The sequence below is a fragment of the Thauera sp. genome, assembly GCF_047601425.1.
In the GTDB taxonomy this organism is placed as follows: Bacteria; Pseudomonadota; Gammaproteobacteria; order Burkholderiales; family Rhodocyclaceae; genus Thauera.
Genome location: NZ_JASGJL010000001.1, coordinates 1,887,647 through 1,904,714 on the forward strand (window position 1 = coordinate 1,887,647; position 17,068 = coordinate 1,904,714).

Below are 17,068 nucleotides of genomic sequence, written 5' to 3' on the forward strand. Positions count from 1 at the left end.
GGCCGAACGTTTTATGCCTCTGCGACATCGGCGCCTCAGTCGTCGATCTGGAAAGTCAGCATTCCGGCCGGGAACGATACTGTCACGCCCGCCGCGCTCACGTTGAACTGCGTCGTCAGGTTGATACAGATCCACCGGTTGCCGCCGCTGGCCGCATCCATCAACCATACCGACTGCAGATTCCCCCACGCTGCAGTGCTTTGCGGGAAGCTGATCGGCACGTTGTCGCTGGTAGTGCCATTGGTGCCCGAACTTGCTGCGGTCGAGCCAGCCGCTTGCGTGCCTGCCCAGTTCGCCATCGATGCGACCACCGGCACCCGGGCGTAGCTGCCGCCTGACACCTCGGCGCCTGGCCCCGCGTCGGAGCAGAGATCGGTTCCCAATGCCCAGTGGCCGGTGGCCGGGGCATCGAGGGCTTGGCCGCGCAGCAGTGCGTTGACGATTCTGTTCTCCGCATAGTTGGACAGGTCGGCTGCGGTAGCGGCGCTGGTGAGGCAGCCGACAGCAAGCGCGGCGCAGGCGATCAGCGCACAAAAGTGCTTTTTCATCTCTGGATCTCCAGTGGTTTTGAATAGGTGGAGGGGCTCACCAAACCGCTCACCGGTTATCCACCCCTCCGCAGGTTGGCCGGCAAAGGCAGTCGCGGGGCTCCCGGTAGCAGCGGCTGCCAGCCGCCACCGATCACTGCCCTCGGCGGGGAGGTATCCCGTTACGCCACCACGTGCTTGCGCAAGCCGCGGTAGTCCATGACCGCACCGTTGTAGATATGGCGAATCTTGTAGGTGATCTTGTCGTTGCTGAACAAGCTGCCGACGTTCGGCGTGTCCTGCACGAACAGCTCCGGCTCCTCGCGCCCGTCCAGGAAGCCGATCTCGATCGTGGGAATGCGGTGCGGGTCAGCAACCGTGGCCCAGTCGTTTGCGTCCGTCCAATAGGACACGACGATCACTTCCGGGTTGATGCCCTGGACGAAGGTCTTGTCCAGGTTCTGGTTGCGCACGAAAAGATCGAATGCCCTTTCCTGCTGCTCGAAGGGCACCAGCAACGAGGCGGGGCCGAGCGCGAGCCGCTTGTTGCTGCCCGCACGCGTCTGGGTAACCATCGCTAGGCGCGCCGCGGCAAAGTTGGTCGCATCCAGCGCGGTCGCACCCAGGTTGTCGTGTGTGGCATGAAACAGCGCCACGGCGTCGTAGATCACCGGGTTGTTGCGGATGAAGTCGAACACGAATTCGTACAGCGTATTGGCCGCGGCCAGCGCCAGCTCGGTCGGGATGCGGCGAATGGCGCCAGCATCGTCGTTGCGGATCATCTCCAGCGTCACATCCTCGGTGCCACCGCGCTTGGTCACGGCATAGGTGGCCTTCTCGTCGCCGGGGCTGGACAACGCGCCGTAGGCCCCCCCCTGGCCGACGCCGGGCAAGTTGCCATAGCCGCCGATACGCGTGCGCTCTTGGGTGCGGAAGTCATTCACGGGCACGGCGTTGGCAATCTTGCGCCAGGCCTGCAGGTCGGTGGCCTGCGCATACTCGGCAAGCATCCGGCGGGTCATCGAGTCGCCGAGGACGTTCGCCCAGCTCGCGCTGGTCAGCGACTCGACGAAGCGATCACCCAGCGACTCACGCATGCGCACCTGGTCGCAATCACCCAGGTGGCCGGATACACGGCGGTCGCCAGTAATTTCGATGTAGCACTCTTTGAAGGAATGCACGCCGTCTTTGCCCGCCCAGAAGTTGTCCAGCATCTCGCCGATCTTCACGCTGCGGTCCTCGACCTGCACCGCCTCGTCGAAATGGATCACCGGCTTGCCGGACTCGGTGAAGCGGGCCAGGTACTGGCGCTCGTCCTCGATCGCCGCCGTCACCGCGGTAGCCTCGAAAGGCGCAGCGGCTTCGGTGAAGCGTTGAATGAGCCGATCCTTTGCCGGCTGCGGCAGTTTTGCGGCGCCGATCAGGTCGCGCGCCACGATGCGGCATTCGACTAGGCGCACGGCGTTGGCTACGTCGGCGCTCGCGGCGCCCTGTGCTTCGGTGACACGGCCAGCAGCAGCGAGCGCGCCAGCGTATGCCGTCACCAGCTCGTCATCGGTGACGGCGTCGCCGTCAAAATTCGGGTTGCGGGCGCGGACGGCCTCGATCATGCGTTGGCGCAGGGCCATGTCTTCATCCTCCAGGGGGGCGTGGGCTTCGACGATGCGCAGCAGCGAACCGCCAGCGCCGGGTTCAACGATCAGGTCCACCGAGTGAACCTTGAGGAATTTGGTGGCTTCGCGCAGGCGCTTACCGCCGCGGCGAACTACCTTGGTGAGGGAGTGGGCGTCGATGGAGAAGCCGAAAAGGTGGCTCAAGTGGCGTTCGTGCGCTTCACGCACTCGCACGGCGACCTCGCCAGCGGGCTGGATCAGTTTCAGGTCAGCGTGGACTTCGCCTGTGTCCGGCTGCGCGCCTTCCACAAAGCGGGCGTTGGTCAGCGCACCGAGCAGATTGCGCACACTCTTGCCGGGCACGGCACCATTGCGCGGTTCTGCCAAGTGCTCGGCGTCGGTTTTCTCGAACACGCGCACGCCCTCGAGCAGCCGCACCAAGCCCTTCAGCGCGGTGTCGCTGTAGTAGTTGCCATTGGCCGATTCACCGCCCTGGATGACGCGGATCGACCAGAGACCACCTTCGGGCTCGCCGACCGCCTCAATGAAGGCGCCGACCTCGGCGCCAGCACTAGCCTCGGCGATGCGTACCGGGTTATGAGCGGTCACGACCTCGTGCCGCTCGCCCAGCTGCACCGCGTTGTTCTCGTCGAGCGAGTAGGGGTAGGCATACTGACGGCCCTCGATCTCGACCACCAACCGGTCGGGATACACCGCATTCACGCATACCCAGTCCCGCCCAAGCAGCTTCTGCACGGCTGCGCGCACGAGCTCGATCACCGTGCGCACTTCGGTGGCCGCGGCCTCAACCAGCCGCGCACCGACGATGCCTTCGGCCGGAATGCGCTTCACTTCTCGGCCTTGCCCTTCGGCGCCGGAGCCGTCAGCTTTTCGCCGGCGGTCGTCACCACGACAAGTACGTCACCGCGCACGCGGCACGACAGCACATCACTTGCACTGATCTCGACTCCGACATCCTTGCCGGTCGGGTTGCCGTCCTCGCCGATCTCCGGCACCAGGCGCTTGACCAGCTTCGCCGCTTCCGCGGCGGGCAGATCCATGGGGGGCTGCTCGATGGGCCTGTTCATTGCATTCGCTCCGTCTATGTGACTGTGACGGGGCGAGGATGCGCGCGCGCGTGGCGGCGCCAGGACCAAACCGCTTTGGGATTTACTACCTAAGCTGCGCCCTGGGGTCCGGCCCGAGTTGCAGCTTTCAGTGCTTGCTGGCCCCGCTCGACTTCGTCGGCGTCGGGGTCCTTGATGGTGCGCTTCCAGCCCGGCACCACCGGCACGGCCGCGCAGCCGCAGTTGATCGTGTGCCGGGCCGGGGCGGTCGGGTCGTGCGGGTACATCATCGTCACCGCACCGCCTTCCAGTACAAAAGGCTTGTCCACCGGCTGCTCCTGGCCGTGGATTGCAAGGTGCGTGGCGCGCGGCTCCCGCTTGCCGCTCTTCAGCCAGCGCTTTTTCAGGCCGGGCACCACCGCGGCCGACTGCTCCATGCGAATCTGGTTCGCAGTGGAAAACGCCCGGCCCAGCTCGGTATGCACAATCGTGCGGGCACGGTTGTAGGAGTCCGCCTTCAGCGTCTTGGAAATGCGTTTGATGGCATCGAACGGCGTTTGGGCGCCGATCACCACCAGGCCGAGCTGGCCGTTGATGGCGTTGAGCGCATCCACCGCCACGTCGCGCATCTTCTCGGTCAGGAAGGCGCGCATCGCCACGAGCTGCTGCACGTCGATCGCCGGCAACACCGTGCGCACGCCCGCGGCCGCAACCACGTCGTTGACCAGCGCGCTGCCGGCTCGCCAGGCATTCACCTCGCCGGCATCGACCGCCGCTGCCGCCTCATCCCCCAGCGCCACCAGCACGCGGCGGATCTCCGCACGCAGCTGCGGCAGATACCAGGTCTGGTAGTCGGTCGGCGCTGCGGCCAGAATCGCCAGCACGGCCTGGTCGGCTTCCTCTAGCAGTTGCCGCAGCTCGGCAGCCGTGGCGTTGATCAAATCGCTGCGCCCCTTGAGCGCAGCCAGCGCGGCCTGGGTCGGTGTCATGCGCGGGTATTCCAGGCGCAGGCCACGGCGTACCAGGCCTCGTCCCGCAGCCCATCATCAGGCCCCGGCCGGTAGTCGAGCTCCCGCCCCTGCGCGCCGCATTCGACGCAGGCGCACAGCGCCCGGCGCCGGCCAAACAGCCACTCCACGTCCTGCAGCTCGGCCGCAGCACCACAGAACGGGCAAGGCAACAGCTCAGGCGTCATGCCTCATCTCCGGCGGCGGGCGCCGCGGGGCCGGGGAACACGTCTTCCTCGGCCTGCCGGGTACGCCGGCTGGCCGCCTGGGTCCTGGCGGCCTCCAGTTCGGCCGCAGGGTCGAGCTCCACCCCCAGCCGGCCCGCCACCGAGGCGATCAGGGCTGCGCCCGCTTCTTCGGTCAGCAGGCCGGCCTCGATTGCAATCATCACTCCGGTGACGACCTGGCTCAGTGCGGCGGCGTACTTCGTTGTGTCGCGCGCCGTCATTTCCGGGAAGACTGCCTCGACGGCCAGGCGCTCGTCCCACCAGTCCGGCTCACCCCTTTTCGCAATCAGCTTCTGGCGGATCACGTAGCAGCCAACGAATTCGAGCATGTGCTTCACGAACCGCTGGCGCATGCTGAACACCTTGAAGGTCGGCTCACCCATGCTGTCGCCGGTTGACCGATTCACGTCGCCGCCACCGCCGAACCAGTGCTCGGGAATGGTCGAGCCACCCAGCACATGATTGCGAAACAGGCGGCCCGCGGCGGCAGATTCATAGGCGCCGATATCCGGGCTGATCGCCTTCCATTCCTCGCCCTCGTTATGCACGCGCACCGATCCCGGCGGCGGCGCCGTAATCTCCCGTGCCCTCTTCTTCACCTTCTCTTCATCGGCTCCCGCGAGCGTCACGTCCCACACGAACGCGCGCAGGAAGTTGTAGCGCTCGATCTCGCCAAAGAGGAACTGGTCGTAGCCATCTACCCAATCTGCCGGCGCACGCAAGTCGCTACGGCCGCGGCGCGACACCGACAGATCATTCACGGTGAAGAAAAAGCAGTCGCCGTCAGCGAAGGTCTCACGGATATCCCGGGTGCGTGACGTGAAGACGCTTTCCGGGCCGTTGACGATCACTCGGTACCGTCTCACCTGGCCCTTGCGGTCCCGCACGGTCACAACGCCGATCGGCTGCTCCGGGTTGTCCGGATCGACCACAACGGTGGCGATCAGCGCAGGGTCCAAGTAGCCAAGACGCACATGGCCATCGACCTCATTGACGAACGTGGGCCAGCACTGCTCACCGAAGATCGAAAGCTCGCGCACTTTTTTCGGCAGTTTCACGTCCATGGAGTTGATCGGGTCCCGCCAGAAGCGGGTGATCGCCTCCTGCATATCAGGGTCCGACGTCCGCAGCTCCACCCCTTCGGCCAGCATGTATGCCAGCGGCAGCTCCACGATGCGGTTCGCCAGCATGTTGGCGTCCCACAAGTACAGCGCAGTCTCGCGCATGCGGTCCTGGCTCAGCGGCGACAGGTCGCGCGACGCATCGCCCGACAGTCGCCGCCAGCCGTATTCGTCGTCTGCATCGACCGTGGCACCTGCAGCCTCGACCAGGCGCGCCGACTGTTCATCCCCACCGATTGGCGCGGTCCATGGGTTCAGTTTGCGGGAGATATTGCGAAAGCCCATCTCGGTCTCACATCAGATTGCGGTGCAACGCGTGTTGCACGCGTTACAAGGCGGGTTTCGGCCGGTTTGCCGTGCATCGGGGGGCAACGCAGGACGATCGGCTGTCAGCGGGCGGAAACGCCATCACGACCGCCGTCCCAGGAATGAGCGCCCGAACAGCTTGCCGAGCAGCCCGCCCGAGCGCGGCCGCTCGGCGGCATAGGTGTCGGCTTTGGCCTCGATCGTTTCGCCGGCGGCCGGCTCGGCTTCGGCACAGCTCGCCGCCCAGGCCAGCAGGATGGCCACGCCGGCATCGCCGTGGCGCTGCTGCCCGTCGCTGCCCTTGGTGCGCACGTCGGGCACCATCGGGATGCCTTTCACGACCTGGAAGGCACGCAAGTCATCGAGCAGGTCGGCGCTGCGCGGCAGCAGGATGGTGCCGTCCTCGAACGCAGCCTTCAGCGGCGCCGTGTTCTCGCGGTACCAGGCCTGGCTCAGCATCACACACTCGATGCGCTGCGCGCCCCACTTCTGCTGTGCCTTCTCGGCCAGGTACTGTCCATTGCCGCGGCCGTCCAGCTTGCCGTGGCGAAAGCGCGGCAGCCGCTCGCCGATGTAGAACAGCGCCTCGCGCTGCTGGTCGAACGGGCAGTTCGCCAGCTCGACCAGGAAGGGGAAGCGGCGCACCAGATTGCGCTCGACCTGGAAGGGCGCGATCACCGTCAAGTCGCCGCTGCGGCCAAAGTCCTCGCCGAAGCCGCTGACCAGGTCCGGGTCCAGCGCCGCCAGCAGCGGCCCCGCATGCTCGTCCAGCCAGGCCCGCATCTCGGCCGTGCGCTGCGCGTCGCTCCACAGCACGAAGCCATCCGCGGGGGGAGACCAGCGCAGCACGGGCGCGTCGTACATGCGCGCCTCGATCAGTGCGCGATTCAGCCAGGCGCCGCCCGAGTTCTTCGGGATGCAGTCCAGCTCCTCGGCCGCGTTGTCGCGGTACTGGGCGCGGATGCCCGCCACCCACCTGTCCCTGTCTTCCTCGCTGGGCGCCTTGCCGGTGCGCAGGCACACCCGCTCGTACAGGCCATCGGCCACCGCTTCGTCGAAGGTGACGCGGTGCAGGCTGTACGGCACCTTGCCGGCGCGGATGTCCTGGCACAGCTCGTTGAACGGGTTCTCGGCGCCGTCGTGCGTCGAGATGATGTGCACCTGGCCGCCCCAGATCAGCAGCGCCATCGCTGCCTTCAGCAGCTCCGCCAGGTCGGTGTGGAACGCGGCCTCGTCGATGATCACCCGGCCCTGCTTGCCCCGCAGGTTGCGCGGGCTGGACGACAGCGCGGTGATGCGCCAGCCCGAGGCAAAGCGGATGGTGAAGGCCAGGATGCTCTGCTTCTCCTCGCCGTCGATGAAAACCTCTTCGCCTTCCTCGATCTCGCTGGCGGCAAGCCCGTAGGACCTGGCCCAGTCCGCGCAGTCGCGGATGAACTCCAGCGCCATGTCCTTCGTGTAGCCGATGTACCAGCTATCCATGCCCGACGCTGACGCGCCAAGCAGGGCCGTGTCCGCCGCCTCGCCCCAGCTCAGGCCGATACGACGGCTCTTCTCCATGACCTTCACCGGCGTGGTGTCGGCGCACCAGCGCTGCTGGTAGGGCAGTAACGCCATTGGCGTGCGTTTCTCGCGCGGCTCCAGGGCGACGGAAACGTCAGTCATTGCGGCCGCTCCTCTTCGTCGAACCGCATGAAGCTGGGATGTTCGACGGCATCGTGGGCGATGACGCCGCATTCATCGGCCGGGAGCCATCGCCCGCAAACCACGCACCAGTAGCCATGCGCGGTTTCTGCCTGCGCTGATGCATCTGCTTGCGGGACCATTTCAGCATTGCCTCCAAACGCCCCATGCGATCACACCACCCCCAGGATCTTCTGCCGGATCAGCTCCGCGGCTTCGTCGGACAAGCCCTGCGCCTTCGCCGTCTTCACCGCCTCGGTCGCCGCCTTCTTGGCAACTTCCTGGCGGATCACCAGGATGCGTTCGGTGGTCAGCTTGTCGGTGCTGGCGAGGTCCTTCATGGCCTTGGCCAGGAACATCACTTCCTGTGCATCGCCGCCTTCTTCCCGCTCGCCGATGCTGCCCAGCGTCTGGAAGGCCACGCTGCGCAGCATCTCGGGCAGCAGTCGTGCCACGTCACCGTCGGGCTCGTTCTCGAACTTGTTCACCCACACCTTCGCCACTTCCTGCGCCTCGCGGTAGCGGCGCATCTGCTCCTCGGCACGCTGGGCGTAACGGCCCAGCGCACTGCGGCTCACCGGCGCCTGGCCGCCGTTGAGGCTTGCCAGGTGGGCAATGATGTCGTCCAGCGTGTAGCGGCCGTCGCGTATCAGCCCGTCCACCGCGCTGCGCAGGCGCGGGTCCAGCTTCTGCACGCTGCTCTTGCGTGCCATGTCACACCGCTCCAGGCGCCGGCCGCTTCACACCAGGCACGGTGGTGCGGCCGCAGGCCACGTCATCGCCGCGCTGGGTCAGCTTGGCAATGCTCACGCCGCCCACCGCCTCAAGGAACACCAGATCCTGCTCCATCAGCCAGTTCAGATCCGTCTGCAAGCGATCCATGCCCACCGAATGCCCGAAGGCCTCCAGCGCCGACTGCAGCAGATAGGCGTTGCCGCGGTAGTCCGGGGCCTGTTCGAGCAGTTTCAGGATGACAAGGCGGCGGTCGGCCGCAAGGTGTTCGGCAAACGGATTCATTGCTTTCCCTGTTGCAGCATGTAGCTATGGATGAGCTGCAGCGTGTGGTTCGCACCCTTGAACTCCCCGCCCAACTCCTTCAGCGAGCCGGCCATGTCGTCGATGCGCGCATGTAGCCGCTTGATGTCCTCGTCGGTGGGCGCGTGCTTCAGGTCGCTCTCCACCCGCGTCAGCCGTTCGGCGTGCCTGTCCAGTCGGCTATCCATGTCGCCCCTTAACGATTCAACATTGCGGGTCAGCGAGTTCTGCAGGCTGGTGATGCGCTCATTCGTCACCCGGTTGCGGTTCGCCAGAAAGGTGTAGATCGCGGCTGCCCAGATCACGAGCGTGTTGATGATGCTCAGCCAGAGCTGGAGTTCTTTCGGGTCCATGGAATCAGGGCAGTGGGGTTGTGGTATGCCAGTCGATCAGCGCATCGAGTCGCCTGACGCATTCGGCGTACTCTCCGGCGGCGCCGAGTGCCCAGCGGGCCACGTCGGTGTCGGAGGCAGCTGCGCCTTCAGCCCCGTCGCGCTGCGCGGAATCGGCGGCAACGTCGGCGCCATCCGCTGCAGCAGCGCCGCCGGCGGCTGCGGGCACTCCAGGGGCGGCGATGCCAGGGGCACGGTCGAGCACGCGCAAAGCAGCACCGTCGAGGCAAGGCCGGCCAGTGGTGACTTTCGATAACGCATCGTCCAGTTCCTCGCGCAGGGTGTCGGCCGCGGCATTCGCAACGGCCAGCTGAATCGTCAGGGTGTCGCCACGTGCCTGGGCGCGCTGTAGTCGTTCGCGCGCCTCGCGCTCGATCTTTTCTTGCCGTTCGGCATGCTGGCGGTGGATTTCAGCCAGCTCGGCGTTCTTGGCCCAGGCCACCAGTTGCGCCCCGGCTGCCGCACCCGTGGTGAATACCAGCGTCACCAGCAGCCATGCAGGCACGAACCGCCGCACAAGCTCGATCACGCCGCTCACAGCTTCAGCCCCTGCGTGGTGATCACGCGCAGCACGGCATTGATCACCGGCAGTGCAATGGACATAGCCGTGTACAGGTTCACCGACAGGTGGGGCTGGAGCTTGCCGGTGACGGCCTCCAGCGCGACCAGGGCGGCCGCCAGGGCATTCACCCACAGCGTGATGCTCTTCCACCAGCACTTGCGGCACGGCTCGGTCATCGTGCGCTCCGGGCCATCAGCGCTGGCAGATCGATCTCCCACAGCGAGTGGGTTTCGCCTGGCAGCACGCAACGGCCGCCAGGCAGGCGCTGCCCGTTGCAGCGCCAGGCGCGAATCGTGCGCACGCCTGCGGCCAGCAGCTCGGCCCCCAGCGCACGCAGGTCGGCGCGCGTCAGCACGCCAGTAGCGGCCGACAGCACCACGGTGTCGTGGAACTCCCAGGTGACGACCAGACAGCCACGGCGCGCACTCCGCCCCGGCTCCCCCTCCCAGGCGCGCACGACTTCCACCAGCGGCTCGCGGCTGATGCTCATGCCAGCTCCAGGATGTGCCCGGCCAGCGGCGCCATGTCGCCCGCCAGCCAGTCGACCACGGAGAAGCCGGGGCAGGCCTTCTGCGCCCCGGTGTCACGATGGCCGCAGATGCCGCGCCAGCTGTTGGCCGCATTGGCGTGTTGCACGGGGATGTTGTAGCGCTTGCACAGGTACTGCGCCTGCTGCGCCAGTTGGTCCCACTGCAGGCGGGTGAATTTGTCTGTGCCGAGCAGGCAGATCGACAGGCTATCGGCGTTGAATCCCCTGGCGTGGGCGCCGACTTCGGAGGGATGGCGGCCACTCGCCAGGCCGCCATTGGTGTAGATCACCCAGTGGTAGCCCACATGGGGCAAACCGGGGTTGAACGACCGCGCCTCGGCGGTCTTCGGCGAGCGGCGGTAGCCGGCCTGCCTGTGCCAGCTGTCGATATCCAGCACGGTATTCCAGCGCCCGTTGGGCGTGGCCGCGCAGTGGATGATCAGGGTTCGGACATAGCGTGCGGAGTACATGCCCGCAGGCTACGCGCGCGGGCGAGGCGGGCCGGACTAAAGGGTTTTAGATGCCCCCCCTTCTTACTTGCACTCCCTTTCATATCGCCCCCGCGCCGCCGCCTGCTCGCTCTTGTACCACTCGTACAACTTCGCGCTCGCACCGGCCCGCAGCTTGGCTTCGTAGCGGTCGATTTCGCCCTGCAGGTAGCTGCAGTTCCGGCGATCCTGCCGTTCGTTTATCTCGGCAATCCGGCGGTCGTAGTCGCGTGCAATCTCTTGCCGGGCCTCGCGCTCATCTGCGCGGCGCTGCAGCTCGCGGGCGTACTCCACATCACGCTGCCGTCGAGCCGCAGGCGAGTTGTATTCAGAGCGGTCCCCTTCGCCCGCCGCGGGCTTGACCTCGATCGGTTTTGAGTCGGCATGGCACGGCCGGTCGGTGATGACGGTGCGGCCGCCTTCCTGGCATTTGTAGACCTGCGCATTGGCGGCCGAAGCCAGCAACAAGATTGCAATCGCTGCCCCCCATCTCATAAGTCCACTGCTCCCGTAACAACACCTCGGGTATCGAGGCTGAATAGCTGTTGAGAAATCACCATGCCACCAAAGCTGTTTCGCGCCCGATAGCGGACCCTGACGACATACCCAGTACAACTCCGCACCACGGGAGACCATTCGATTGCATCAAACGACCCGGGATCCTTCAGCACGCGCTTCAGGTATTGCTCGACTTGATATACACCGCCATCCCATGCGCTGTTGCGAACAACAGGAGCCTTCTTCAATTCTTCGGCACATGCTGCTTCATGCCGACGCTCGCGCTCTTCAGCCCATTTTTGCTCCTCGAGCTTTTGCTGGGCTTCAGCCTCAAGTCGAGCCGCCTCAACTTTTTTTTGCTCCTGCTCAGCCACCGCCTTCACGAGCTTAGCTTCCTCGCGCTCCGCCTGCTCTCGTTCGAACTGTGCCTGTATCTCGGCAGCCATGTTGACGCCCGGCGGGGGCAAATCATCAGCCGGCTGCGAAGACGGGGCTTTGGCTTTCTTCGGTGCTTGCCTGCAATCGATCAAGCGCTCGGAATAGGTCACCTGATCGCCATCGACGCACTTATAGAGCACCGTCTGTGCCTGAGTTTCGCCAGCCATCAGCAGAGCCAGCACGACAAGCTTTCCAATTAAACATACATGCGACATACATTCTCCGAGGCTTGCTCGAGCACCCAAACGCATCCGGCGCATGCCCCATCTCCGATTCTAGTCAGCCCGTCTTCATTGGTTTAGCCAATTGCGCCAGCGCCTCGGCCTCTGCTTCTGCCCGCACCAGGGCACATTCCAATGCAAATCGCTCGGCTCGATTCCTGCGCAGCTCTGCATAAAGCGCGTTGCGCTCACGCACCATCCACAACGCAGATGGGATCACCCCGCCGAATCCAACAATCAACACCAACGCTCCCACCGGCGAACGCGGCGGCGCTCCCCACCCCGCCAGCAGTGCCGCGACGAACAGCCCGCAACATGTCGCAAAAACCAGCACAGTTCGGTGCAACACGAACCGGCGGCGCAAGGCTCGGCCCACTTCACGAAGATGTTGGTGCTGCGCATGCAGATCCTCATGCAGCAACACCCTCGTCGCGATCCGACTACCTTCGCCAACCGACAGCTTCCCGATGTTCAGATGGATAACGCCAACGGACCGGTCTTCCGTGTAATTGCCGCCTGCCGTGCGATTTCCCTCACCCCTGACCCGAACATTCATCTCGTTACATCTTCTCGTGGTAATCGCCGCCCGCAGTGCGGTTGTTGTTGCCCTTGACCTGAGGTCCCGCGGCTGATTTTCGCGGCGTTGCGCCCGTGATCAGGCTCGCCAGCACTGCCTTGCGCTTTGCCACGGGTAACGCCCGGTAGGCGTCCAGCAGCAGCTGTTCATCGGCAGGCAACTCCTGCCGATGCTCTTCCCGCTTCTGCCCTGTGAGGATGTAGAGGACATCCCCGCCAATCGCTGCGAGGCGTTCAAGGTAGGCAGCATCTGGCGAGCGCTCGCATTTCTCATAGTTCCGTTGCGACCGAAGAGTTACCCCACAGCCCTCCGCAACTTCTTCCTGGCTCAACTTCAGCCGCTTGCGTTCCTCAAGCAGGCGATCGCCGAAAAGAGGCAATTTATTTCCCCTTTGTCAGTTGACATAGGAACGTTTGTTCCTCATAGTTAGCCCACACCGTCCCACCACGAACGGCACCTAAATCGACACGCGACAACGTGTCGCCCGCCCCTGAAGGAGCAGCACCATGAAACTTCGCACCCCCGACGAGGCCCGAGCCGAGCTTCGATCCAAGGGCATCTCGATCACCCAATGGGCGGTCGCAAACAAGTTCTCGCCCAACCTCGTGTTCGAGGTCCTGGGCGGGCGCAAGAAGTGCGTCCGCGGTCAGGCCCACGAAATCGCCGTGCGGCTGGGCATCAAGCCGGGCGAGATCTGCACCGACCCCGCGCGCGCCCTCGATCGGCCCGTCAGCCGCCAACGCGCAGCCGCGTGAGGCCAGACATGCACATCCGCAAACAGACCGCCCCTCACCTGACCGAGCTGAACACCGCCTTCATTGAGGAGTTCGTTGCCATCTGGAACACGCTCGGCCTCGATGCCGCCCGTTGCTTTGCGATCGGCGCCTGAACCATGGCCCGATTTTAGCCCCGCGCAATCGCTTTTATTTCATTCCAAACGACTTCCTTTTTAGAAGCACGCCAACCAGGTCACGCCCAATGAGTCGTCATACCTCGAAACCCTTGCCCAGCAGCCTGCGTGCCGCCTTCGAAGCGGACAAGGCGCACGCCCTGGCACGGCAGCGCCTCAACGTGGAACGCATTGCCGAACTGATGGCCACCACCCCGGCCACGCTCTACAAGTGGCTGGAGACCGATGCCATGCCCATCAACCGCCTGGCCGCGTGGGAGCACATCACCCGCAGCGACCACGTGCTGCGCTACCTGGCGGCGACTGCGCACCGGGTGGTCATCGACATCCCGGTCGGGCGTGGCGCTGACGCGGCCGATGTGCAGCAGCTGCAGGCCACGCTCAACACCGCTGTCGGGGCGCTGCTCGACTTCCACGCCGGCCGGCTCGACCGCGACGGCTGCATGGCGGCGATCACCGGTGGGCTGGAGGTGCTGGCCTGGCACCGCGAGAACGTCCGCAAGAACGACCAACCCGAACTGGAACTGTCATGAGCACATTCACCGTTACCGCCTCGGGCCTCCCGCACGTGCTGCGCAGCTCTGAGTACATCCGCCCCGACCACTCCATCAGCCTGGATGCGGTCCGCATCGGCTGGGGCGCAAAGCCCGGCATCAGGCTGCACCAGACTTTTGGCCTCTCCAGCTTCAACCAGGAACTGAGCGCCGACATGGCCCGCGCCCTCGCGGCCGAGCTGCTGGCCTGCGCTGATGCGATCGACGCCGTGATGGCCGAGCGAGGCAAGGCATGAGCAAGGCCGACTACGACAGCCCCGGCCAGCAACGCATCCTGCGCGCGCTGGTCGTCATGGCCGGCAACGAACTGCAGGGCATCACGCCCGGAGACTACGCCAAAGCCATGGGCGTTACACCCGGCACCGCCACCCGCGACCTGCACAACCTGAAGGTGGTCGGCTTTGCCGAGCAGATCCAGGAGACCGGCCGCTGGCGGCTTGGCCCCAAGCCGGTGCAGATCGCGCTGGCATTTTCCACTCACCTGAACCGCGCCCGACAACGCGTGCAGGAAATCGACAACCGCTACACCAGGGAGCTGTAACCATGGCACGCAAGGCGACAACGACGGTGCTGGCCGAAGCACCGCAGATCGATGAGCAGATCGTGCGTGCCGATCTGCAGGCGAATGATTTGATGATCGTTACCGGGCAGCAGCAGAATGCCCGCGTGCGTGCCGTAGCCCTGCGCCTGGGCTACCAACTGCCAGCGGACGCCACGGATCCCGACCTGATCCAGCGCGACATCTCGGCCAACATGCGCCGCAGCGTGGAGGCCTGCCTCGAAGTTGGACGTGGCCTGGTCGTGCTGAAGGAAGCCTGCGCGCACGGGCAGTTCATGGCGCGGCTGGATGTGCTAGGCATGGAGCACAGCGTTGCCAAACGCTTCATGCAAGCAGCCGCAAAGTTCTCAAATGGTGCGTCAACGCACCATTTGACCAAGGCTGCCGGCAACCAGACCAAGCTCTTCGAAATGCTCGTCCTCGACGACGAACAGATCGAGGAGCTGGAGCTGACCGGCCAGACCGGCGAGCTGTCGCTGGACGATGTTGCGACGATGTCGGTCAAAGAACTGCGCGCCGCGGTACGCGAAACCCGCGAGCAAAAGAAGGCGCTCGAGCGCCTGGTGGCGGGCAAGGACGCCAAGATCAACGAGCTGACCACCAGCCAGCCGGTGACCAAGGGCTGGAACGAACGCGTCGCACCGTTCAAGGCTGAAGCCTCCGCACACTTCGACACACTCGACGAACTGATCGGGCGCCTGTATGTGGCCCACGGCGAAATCCTGCAGGCCGACTTCGGCGAAGAGGAAGACCCCGAGGGGGCCAAGCTCGCCATGCGCAGCTGCGCGGTGCTCTATGGCGACCGCCTGAACCGGCTGTGCCAGCAACTTGCCGAGCTGCGCGACCAGTACGAAGCCACGCTGGCCGGTTGGGCGGTGGAGCTTGATGGCCACAGCCTCGACCCCGACGTCGGACAGGGTGCCGAGCAGGGCGAGGAAGGCTGAGGACTGCGCCATGGCCACCCACCCCGATACCACCCGCGACTACCTGCGCGAGCTTGCGCGCCGGCTTGATGCCGCGCCGCATGGCGGCAAGGGCGCACTGCTGGCGGAAGCCCGCGCGCTGTATGGCTGGAGCGCCAGCAAGTTGTACGCCGAGCTGGAGCGCGTGGCCGGCTGGACCAGCGGCCGCAAGGCTCGGGCCGACAAGGGGCACACGCGGGCATCCACGGCGCTGCTCAATACCGTGGCCGCCATGCAGCGCGGCAGCGTGCGCGCCAACGGCAAGCAGACGATGTTCACGCCGGTTGCCGCCAGCATCGCAGCAAACAACGGCCACGAGCTGACGCTGTCCGTGCGCCAGCTCAACCGTCTGACGCGCGCGCGCCGCCTGAACGTGAGCCAGCAGGCCGAGCGCTCGGCACCCGTGGGCCTGCGCAGCCTGCACCCCAACCATGCGCACCAGGTCGATCCGTCGCTGTGCCTGGTCTATTACCTGCGCGGCAAGCAGCACCTGATCCGCGACGACGAGTTCTACAAGAACAAGCTGGACCGCCTTGCCCGGGTGAAGTGGAAGGTGTGGCGCTACGTGCTGTACGACCACGCCAGCGGCTTGGTTCTGCCCTGGTACGTGGAGGCGGCCGGTGAAAGCCCGCTGAACCTGTTCAGGTTCCTGATGCATGCGTGGGGCCAGCAGCCGGGCCGGCGCTTTCATGGCGTGCCCAAGGTGCTGATGTGGGACAAGGGCAGTGCCAATACATCGAGCGCGGTACAGAACCTGCTGCGTGCGCTCGAAGTGGAGAGCATCACCCATGCCGCGGGCAATGCCCGGGCAAAGGGCGGCGTGGAAGGCGGCAACAACCTGGTGGAAACACAGTTCGAGAGCCGCCTGCGCTTCGACCCGGTGCACAGCGTGGAAGAGCTGAATGCCGCCGCCACGGCCTGGGCAGAGGCCTACAACGCGAATGCCATTCCGCACCAGGACACACGGCTGCGCCGCAATGGCATCTCCCCGGTGGCGCGCTACGACCTGTGGATGAAGATTCGCCAGGACGAGCTGCGCATTCTGCCGCCGGTAGACGTGTGCCAGGCCTTCCTGGAAGGCAAGACCCGCACCCGCACGGTGTCGCGTGAGCTGACGATCAGCTTTGTGCACCCGCGCACCAAGGGCAGCCGCACCTACGACCTGGCCGGGCTGGCGGGGATATGCGCAGGCGACAAGCTGGAAGTGTCTCCGCTGCTGTTCGGCGACTGCGCCATCAACCTGCGCGTGCCGCGCTACGACGGCGAAGACCTGGTGTATCGCCTGGAGCCGGTGGCGGAGGAGCTCGACGCATTCGGCCGTTCGCTGGCTGCACCGGTGATCGGCGAGACCTATGCCCGCCGTCCGGACTCCGACACCGACCGCAGCGGCAAGGCGCTGGATGCGCTGCTGTTCCCCGGCATGACGGCCGAGCAGATGGACAAGGCCCGCCGCAGCAACGCAACGCTGATGGGCGGCATGGTCGATGCGGTCCGTCACCTGGAGCACATCGAGATCCCGGCCGCACTGCCGCGCAAGGGCACCGACATCAACCTCGCCGCGCCGGTGTTCGAGGCGCCGCCGCTGACCCACTTCGAAGCCGCCAAGGCTCTGCGCAGCCGCGGCGTGGAGCGGCCGGACCTGCATCCCTGGCTGGCTGCTCAGTACCCCGACGGCGTTCCCGAGTCCGAGCTGGACGCGATTGTCGCCGCCATGCGCGGAAACACACAGCCGCCGCGTCTGCAAGCGGTGGGCTGACAAGGATTCGGCCTGATGTGCGCCAACACACCAGGC

The 17,068-nt window shown here is 65.5% G+C and carries 25 protein-coding genes; 7 read left to right on the forward strand and 18 right to left on the reverse strand.

Annotated elements, in window-relative coordinates:
- Positions 1-35: 35 nt before the first annotated feature.
- The 18 genes from QM748_RS09225 to QM748_RS09310 all read right to left on the reverse strand — a co-directional run bounded on the left by QM748_RS09225 (position 36) and on the right by QM748_RS09310 (position 12,670).
- Positions 36-548, reverse strand: coding sequence for a hypothetical protein (locus QM748_RS09225; RefSeq protein ID WP_415246693.1), 513 nt, complete (start codon positions 546-548; stop codon positions 36-38).
- 161 nt (positions 549-709) lie between these two features.
- Positions 710-2,920 (reverse strand): hypothetical protein, encoded by a 2,211-nt coding sequence (locus QM748_RS09230; RefSeq protein WP_415246694.1) that lies wholly within the window; start codon positions 2,918-2,920, stop codon positions 710-712.
- Between the two features lie 68 nt (positions 2,921-2,988).
- Complete coding sequence (locus QM748_RS09235) at positions 2,989-3,201, reverse strand: hypothetical protein (protein WP_415246695.1); 213 nt, start codon at positions 3,199-3,201, stop codon at positions 2,989-2,991.
- A 116-nt stretch (positions 3,202-3,317) separates the two neighbouring features.
- Entirely contained in the window at positions 3,318-4,196 is an 879-nt protein-coding gene (locus QM748_RS09240; protein ID WP_415246696.1) for a phage minor head protein, read from the reverse strand.
- Positions 4,193-4,402, reverse strand: a complete 210-nt coding sequence (locus tag QM748_RS09245; protein WP_415246697.1) for a Lar family restriction alleviation protein — start codon at positions 4,400-4,402, stop codon at positions 4,193-4,195. The genes QM748_RS09240 and QM748_RS09245 overlap by 4 nt, the downstream gene beginning before the upstream one ends.
- Complete coding sequence (locus tag QM748_RS09250; RefSeq protein WP_415246698.1) at positions 4,399-5,847, reverse strand: hypothetical protein; 1,449 nt, start codon at positions 5,845-5,847, stop codon at positions 4,399-4,401. Before QM748_RS09250 ends, QM748_RS09245 begins: the two co-directional genes overlap by 4 nt.
- A gap of 123 nt (positions 5,848-5,970) precedes the next feature.
- Positions 5,971-7,533 carry a terminase large subunit domain-containing protein gene (locus tag QM748_RS09255; RefSeq protein ID WP_415246699.1) on the reverse strand — a complete coding sequence of 521 codons (1,563 nt, stop codon included), beginning with the start codon at positions 7,531-7,533 and terminating at the stop codon, positions 5,971-5,973.
- 191 nt (positions 7,534-7,724) lie between these two features.
- The gene (locus tag QM748_RS09260) at positions 7,725-8,264 is read right to left on the reverse strand and encodes a DUF3486 family protein (protein ID WP_415246700.1); all 540 of its coding nucleotides are present in this window, start codon (positions 8,262-8,264) and stop codon (positions 7,725-7,727) included.
- A gap of 1 nt (position 8,265) precedes the next feature.
- Positions 8,266-8,568, reverse strand: coding sequence for a hypothetical protein (locus QM748_RS09265; RefSeq protein ID WP_415246701.1), 303 nt, complete (start codon positions 8,566-8,568; stop codon positions 8,266-8,268).
- Positions 8,565-8,939: a hypothetical protein gene (locus QM748_RS09270; protein ID WP_415246702.1), complete on the reverse strand. Its 375-nt coding sequence runs from the start codon at positions 8,937-8,939 to the stop codon at positions 8,565-8,567. Before QM748_RS09270 ends, QM748_RS09265 begins: the two co-directional genes overlap by 4 nt.
- A gap of 4 nt (positions 8,940-8,943) precedes the next feature.
- Complete coding sequence (locus tag QM748_RS09275; protein ID WP_415246703.1) at positions 8,944-9,483, reverse strand: hypothetical protein; 540 nt, start codon at positions 9,481-9,483, stop codon at positions 8,944-8,946.
- Positions 9,484-9,512: 29 nt separating this feature from the next.
- Complete coding sequence (locus QM748_RS09280; RefSeq protein ID WP_415246704.1) at positions 9,513-9,716, reverse strand: hypothetical protein; 204 nt, start codon at positions 9,714-9,716, stop codon at positions 9,513-9,515.
- Positions 9,713-10,030 carry a hypothetical protein gene (locus QM748_RS09285; protein ID WP_415246705.1) on the reverse strand — a complete coding sequence of 106 codons (318 nt, stop codon included), beginning with the start codon at positions 10,028-10,030 and terminating at the stop codon, positions 9,713-9,715. The genes QM748_RS09280 and QM748_RS09285 overlap by 4 nt, the downstream gene beginning before the upstream one ends.
- A complete protein-coding gene (locus tag QM748_RS09290) occupies positions 10,027-10,539 on the reverse strand; it encodes an N-acetylmuramoyl-L-alanine amidase (protein WP_415246706.1) in 513 nt (170 codons plus the stop codon). The genes QM748_RS09285 and QM748_RS09290 overlap by 4 nt, the downstream gene beginning before the upstream one ends.
- Positions 10,540-10,602: 63 nt before the next feature.
- On the reverse strand, positions 10,603-11,025 hold the full coding sequence (locus tag QM748_RS09295; protein ID WP_415246707.1) for a DUF4124 domain-containing protein: 423 nt from the start codon (positions 11,023-11,025) through the stop codon (positions 10,603-10,605).
- A 23-nt stretch (positions 11,026-11,048) separates the two neighbouring features.
- Positions 11,049-11,675, reverse strand: coding sequence for a hypothetical protein (locus QM748_RS09300; RefSeq protein ID WP_415246708.1), 627 nt, complete (start codon positions 11,673-11,675; stop codon positions 11,049-11,051).
- Between the two features lie 97 nt (positions 11,676-11,772).
- On the reverse strand, positions 11,773-12,270 hold the full coding sequence (locus QM748_RS09305) for a hypothetical protein (protein ID WP_415246709.1): 498 nt from the start codon (positions 12,268-12,270) through the stop codon (positions 11,773-11,775).
- A 4-nt stretch (positions 12,271-12,274) separates the two neighbouring features.
- On the reverse strand, positions 12,275-12,670 hold the full coding sequence (locus tag QM748_RS09310; RefSeq protein ID WP_415246710.1) for a helix-turn-helix domain-containing protein: 396 nt from the start codon (positions 12,668-12,670) through the stop codon (positions 12,275-12,277).
- Positions 12,671-12,797: 127 nt separating this feature from the next.
- Here QM748_RS09310 and QM748_RS09315 point away from each other — a divergent pair, with 127 nt between their 5' ends.
- From QM748_RS09315 to QM748_RS09345, 7 genes are all read left to right on the forward strand, one after another.
- On the forward strand, positions 12,798-13,046 hold the full coding sequence (locus QM748_RS09315) for a DNA-binding protein (protein ID WP_415246711.1): 249 nt from the start codon (positions 12,798-12,800) through the stop codon (positions 13,044-13,046).
- Positions 13,047-13,054: 8 nt separating this feature from the next.
- Positions 13,055-13,180, forward strand: coding sequence for a hypothetical protein (locus tag QM748_RS09320; RefSeq protein ID WP_415246712.1), 126 nt, complete (start codon positions 13,055-13,057; stop codon positions 13,178-13,180).
- Between the two features lie 89 nt (positions 13,181-13,269).
- Positions 13,270-13,734 (forward strand): hypothetical protein, encoded by a 465-nt coding sequence (locus QM748_RS09325; RefSeq protein WP_415246713.1) that lies wholly within the window; start codon positions 13,270-13,272, stop codon positions 13,732-13,734.
- Positions 13,731-13,991 carry a hypothetical protein gene (locus QM748_RS09330; protein WP_415246714.1) on the forward strand — a complete coding sequence of 87 codons (261 nt, stop codon included), beginning with the start codon at positions 13,731-13,733 and terminating at the stop codon, positions 13,989-13,991. Before QM748_RS09325 ends, QM748_RS09330 begins: the two co-directional genes overlap by 4 nt.
- Positions 13,988-14,296 (forward strand): IclR family transcriptional regulator, encoded by a 309-nt coding sequence (locus QM748_RS09335; RefSeq protein ID WP_415246715.1) that lies wholly within the window; start codon positions 13,988-13,990, stop codon positions 14,294-14,296. Before QM748_RS09330 ends, QM748_RS09335 begins: the two co-directional genes overlap by 4 nt.
- 2 nt (positions 14,297-14,298) lie before the next feature.
- Positions 14,299-15,258 carry a hypothetical protein gene (locus QM748_RS09340; protein ID WP_415246716.1) on the forward strand — a complete coding sequence of 320 codons (960 nt, stop codon included), beginning with the start codon at positions 14,299-14,301 and terminating at the stop codon, positions 15,256-15,258.
- A gap of 10 nt (positions 15,259-15,268) precedes the next feature.
- Positions 15,269-17,032: a hypothetical protein gene (locus QM748_RS09345; RefSeq protein ID WP_415246717.1), complete on the forward strand. Its 1,764-nt coding sequence runs from the start codon at positions 15,269-15,271 to the stop codon at positions 17,030-17,032.
- Positions 17,033-17,068 lie beyond the last annotated feature (36 nt).

What these genes read in the sequence shown, in the direction of transcription:
- QM748_RS09270 (WP_415246702.1), bottom strand. Translation starts at nt 8,939, where the DNA reads ATGGACCCGAAAGAACTCCAGCTCTGGCTGAGCATCATCAACACGCTC.
- QM748_RS09320 (WP_415246712.1), top strand. Translation starts at nt 13,055, where the DNA reads ATGCACATCCGCAAACAGACCGCCCCTCACCTGACCGAGCTGAACACC.
- QM748_RS09325 (WP_415246713.1), top strand. Translation starts at nt 13,270, where the DNA reads ATGAGTCGTCATACCTCGAAACCCTTGCCCAGCAGCCTGCGTGCCGCC.
- QM748_RS09340 (WP_415246716.1), top strand. Translation starts at nt 14,299, where the DNA reads ATGGCACGCAAGGCGACAACGACGGTGCTGGCCGAAGCACCGCAGATC.
- QM748_RS09290 (WP_415246706.1), bottom strand. Translation starts at nt 10,539, where the DNA reads ATGTACTCCGCACGCTATGTCCGAACCCTGATCATCCACTGCGCGGCC.
- QM748_RS09245 (WP_415246697.1), bottom strand. Translation starts at nt 4,402, where the DNA reads ATGACGCCTGAGCTGTTGCCTTGCCCGTTCTGTGGTGCTGCGGCCGAG.
- QM748_RS09330 (WP_415246714.1), top strand. Translation starts at nt 13,731, where the DNA reads ATGAGCACATTCACCGTTACCGCCTCGGGCCTCCCGCACGTGCTGCGC.
- QM748_RS09345 (WP_415246717.1), top strand. Translation starts at nt 15,269, where the DNA reads ATGGCCACCCACCCCGATACCACCCGCGACTACCTGCGCGAGCTTGCG.
- QM748_RS09285 (WP_415246705.1), bottom strand. Translation starts at nt 10,030, where the DNA reads ATGAGCATCAGCCGCGAGCCGCTGGTGGAAGTCGTGCGCGCCTGGGAG.
- QM748_RS09280 (WP_415246704.1), bottom strand. Translation starts at nt 9,716, where the DNA reads ATGACCGAGCCGTGCCGCAAGTGCTGGTGGAAGAGCATCACGCTGTGG.
- QM748_RS09225 (WP_415246693.1), bottom strand. Translation starts at nt 548, where the DNA reads ATGAAAAAGCACTTTTGTGCGCTGATCGCCTGCGCCGCGCTTGCTGTC.
- QM748_RS09250 (WP_415246698.1), bottom strand. Translation starts at nt 5,847, where the DNA reads ATGGGCTTTCGCAATATCTCCCGCAAACTGAACCCATGGACCGCGCCA.
- QM748_RS09255 (WP_415246699.1), bottom strand. Translation starts at nt 7,533, where the DNA reads ATGACTGACGTTTCCGTCGCCCTGGAGCCGCGCGAGAAACGCACGCCA.
- QM748_RS09265 (WP_415246701.1), bottom strand. Translation starts at nt 8,568, where the DNA reads ATGAATCCGTTTGCCGAACACCTTGCGGCCGACCGCCGCCTTGTCATC.
- QM748_RS09315 (WP_415246711.1), top strand. Translation starts at nt 12,798, where the DNA reads ATGAAACTTCGCACCCCCGACGAGGCCCGAGCCGAGCTTCGATCCAAG.
- QM748_RS09235 (WP_415246695.1), bottom strand. Translation starts at nt 3,201, where the DNA reads ATGGATCTGCCCGCCGCGGAAGCGGCGAAGCTGGTCAAGCGCCTGGTG.
- QM748_RS09260 (WP_415246700.1), bottom strand. Translation starts at nt 8,264, where the DNA reads ATGGCACGCAAGAGCAGCGTGCAGAAGCTGGACCCGCGCCTGCGCAGC.
- QM748_RS09240 (WP_415246696.1), bottom strand. Translation starts at nt 4,196, where the DNA reads ATGACACCGACCCAGGCCGCGCTGGCTGCGCTCAAGGGGCGCAGCGAT.
- QM748_RS09305 (WP_415246709.1), bottom strand. Translation starts at nt 12,270, where the DNA reads ATGAATGTTCGGGTCAGGGGTGAGGGAAATCGCACGGCAGGCGGCAAT.
- QM748_RS09335 (WP_415246715.1), top strand. Translation starts at nt 13,988, where the DNA reads ATGAGCAAGGCCGACTACGACAGCCCCGGCCAGCAACGCATCCTGCGC.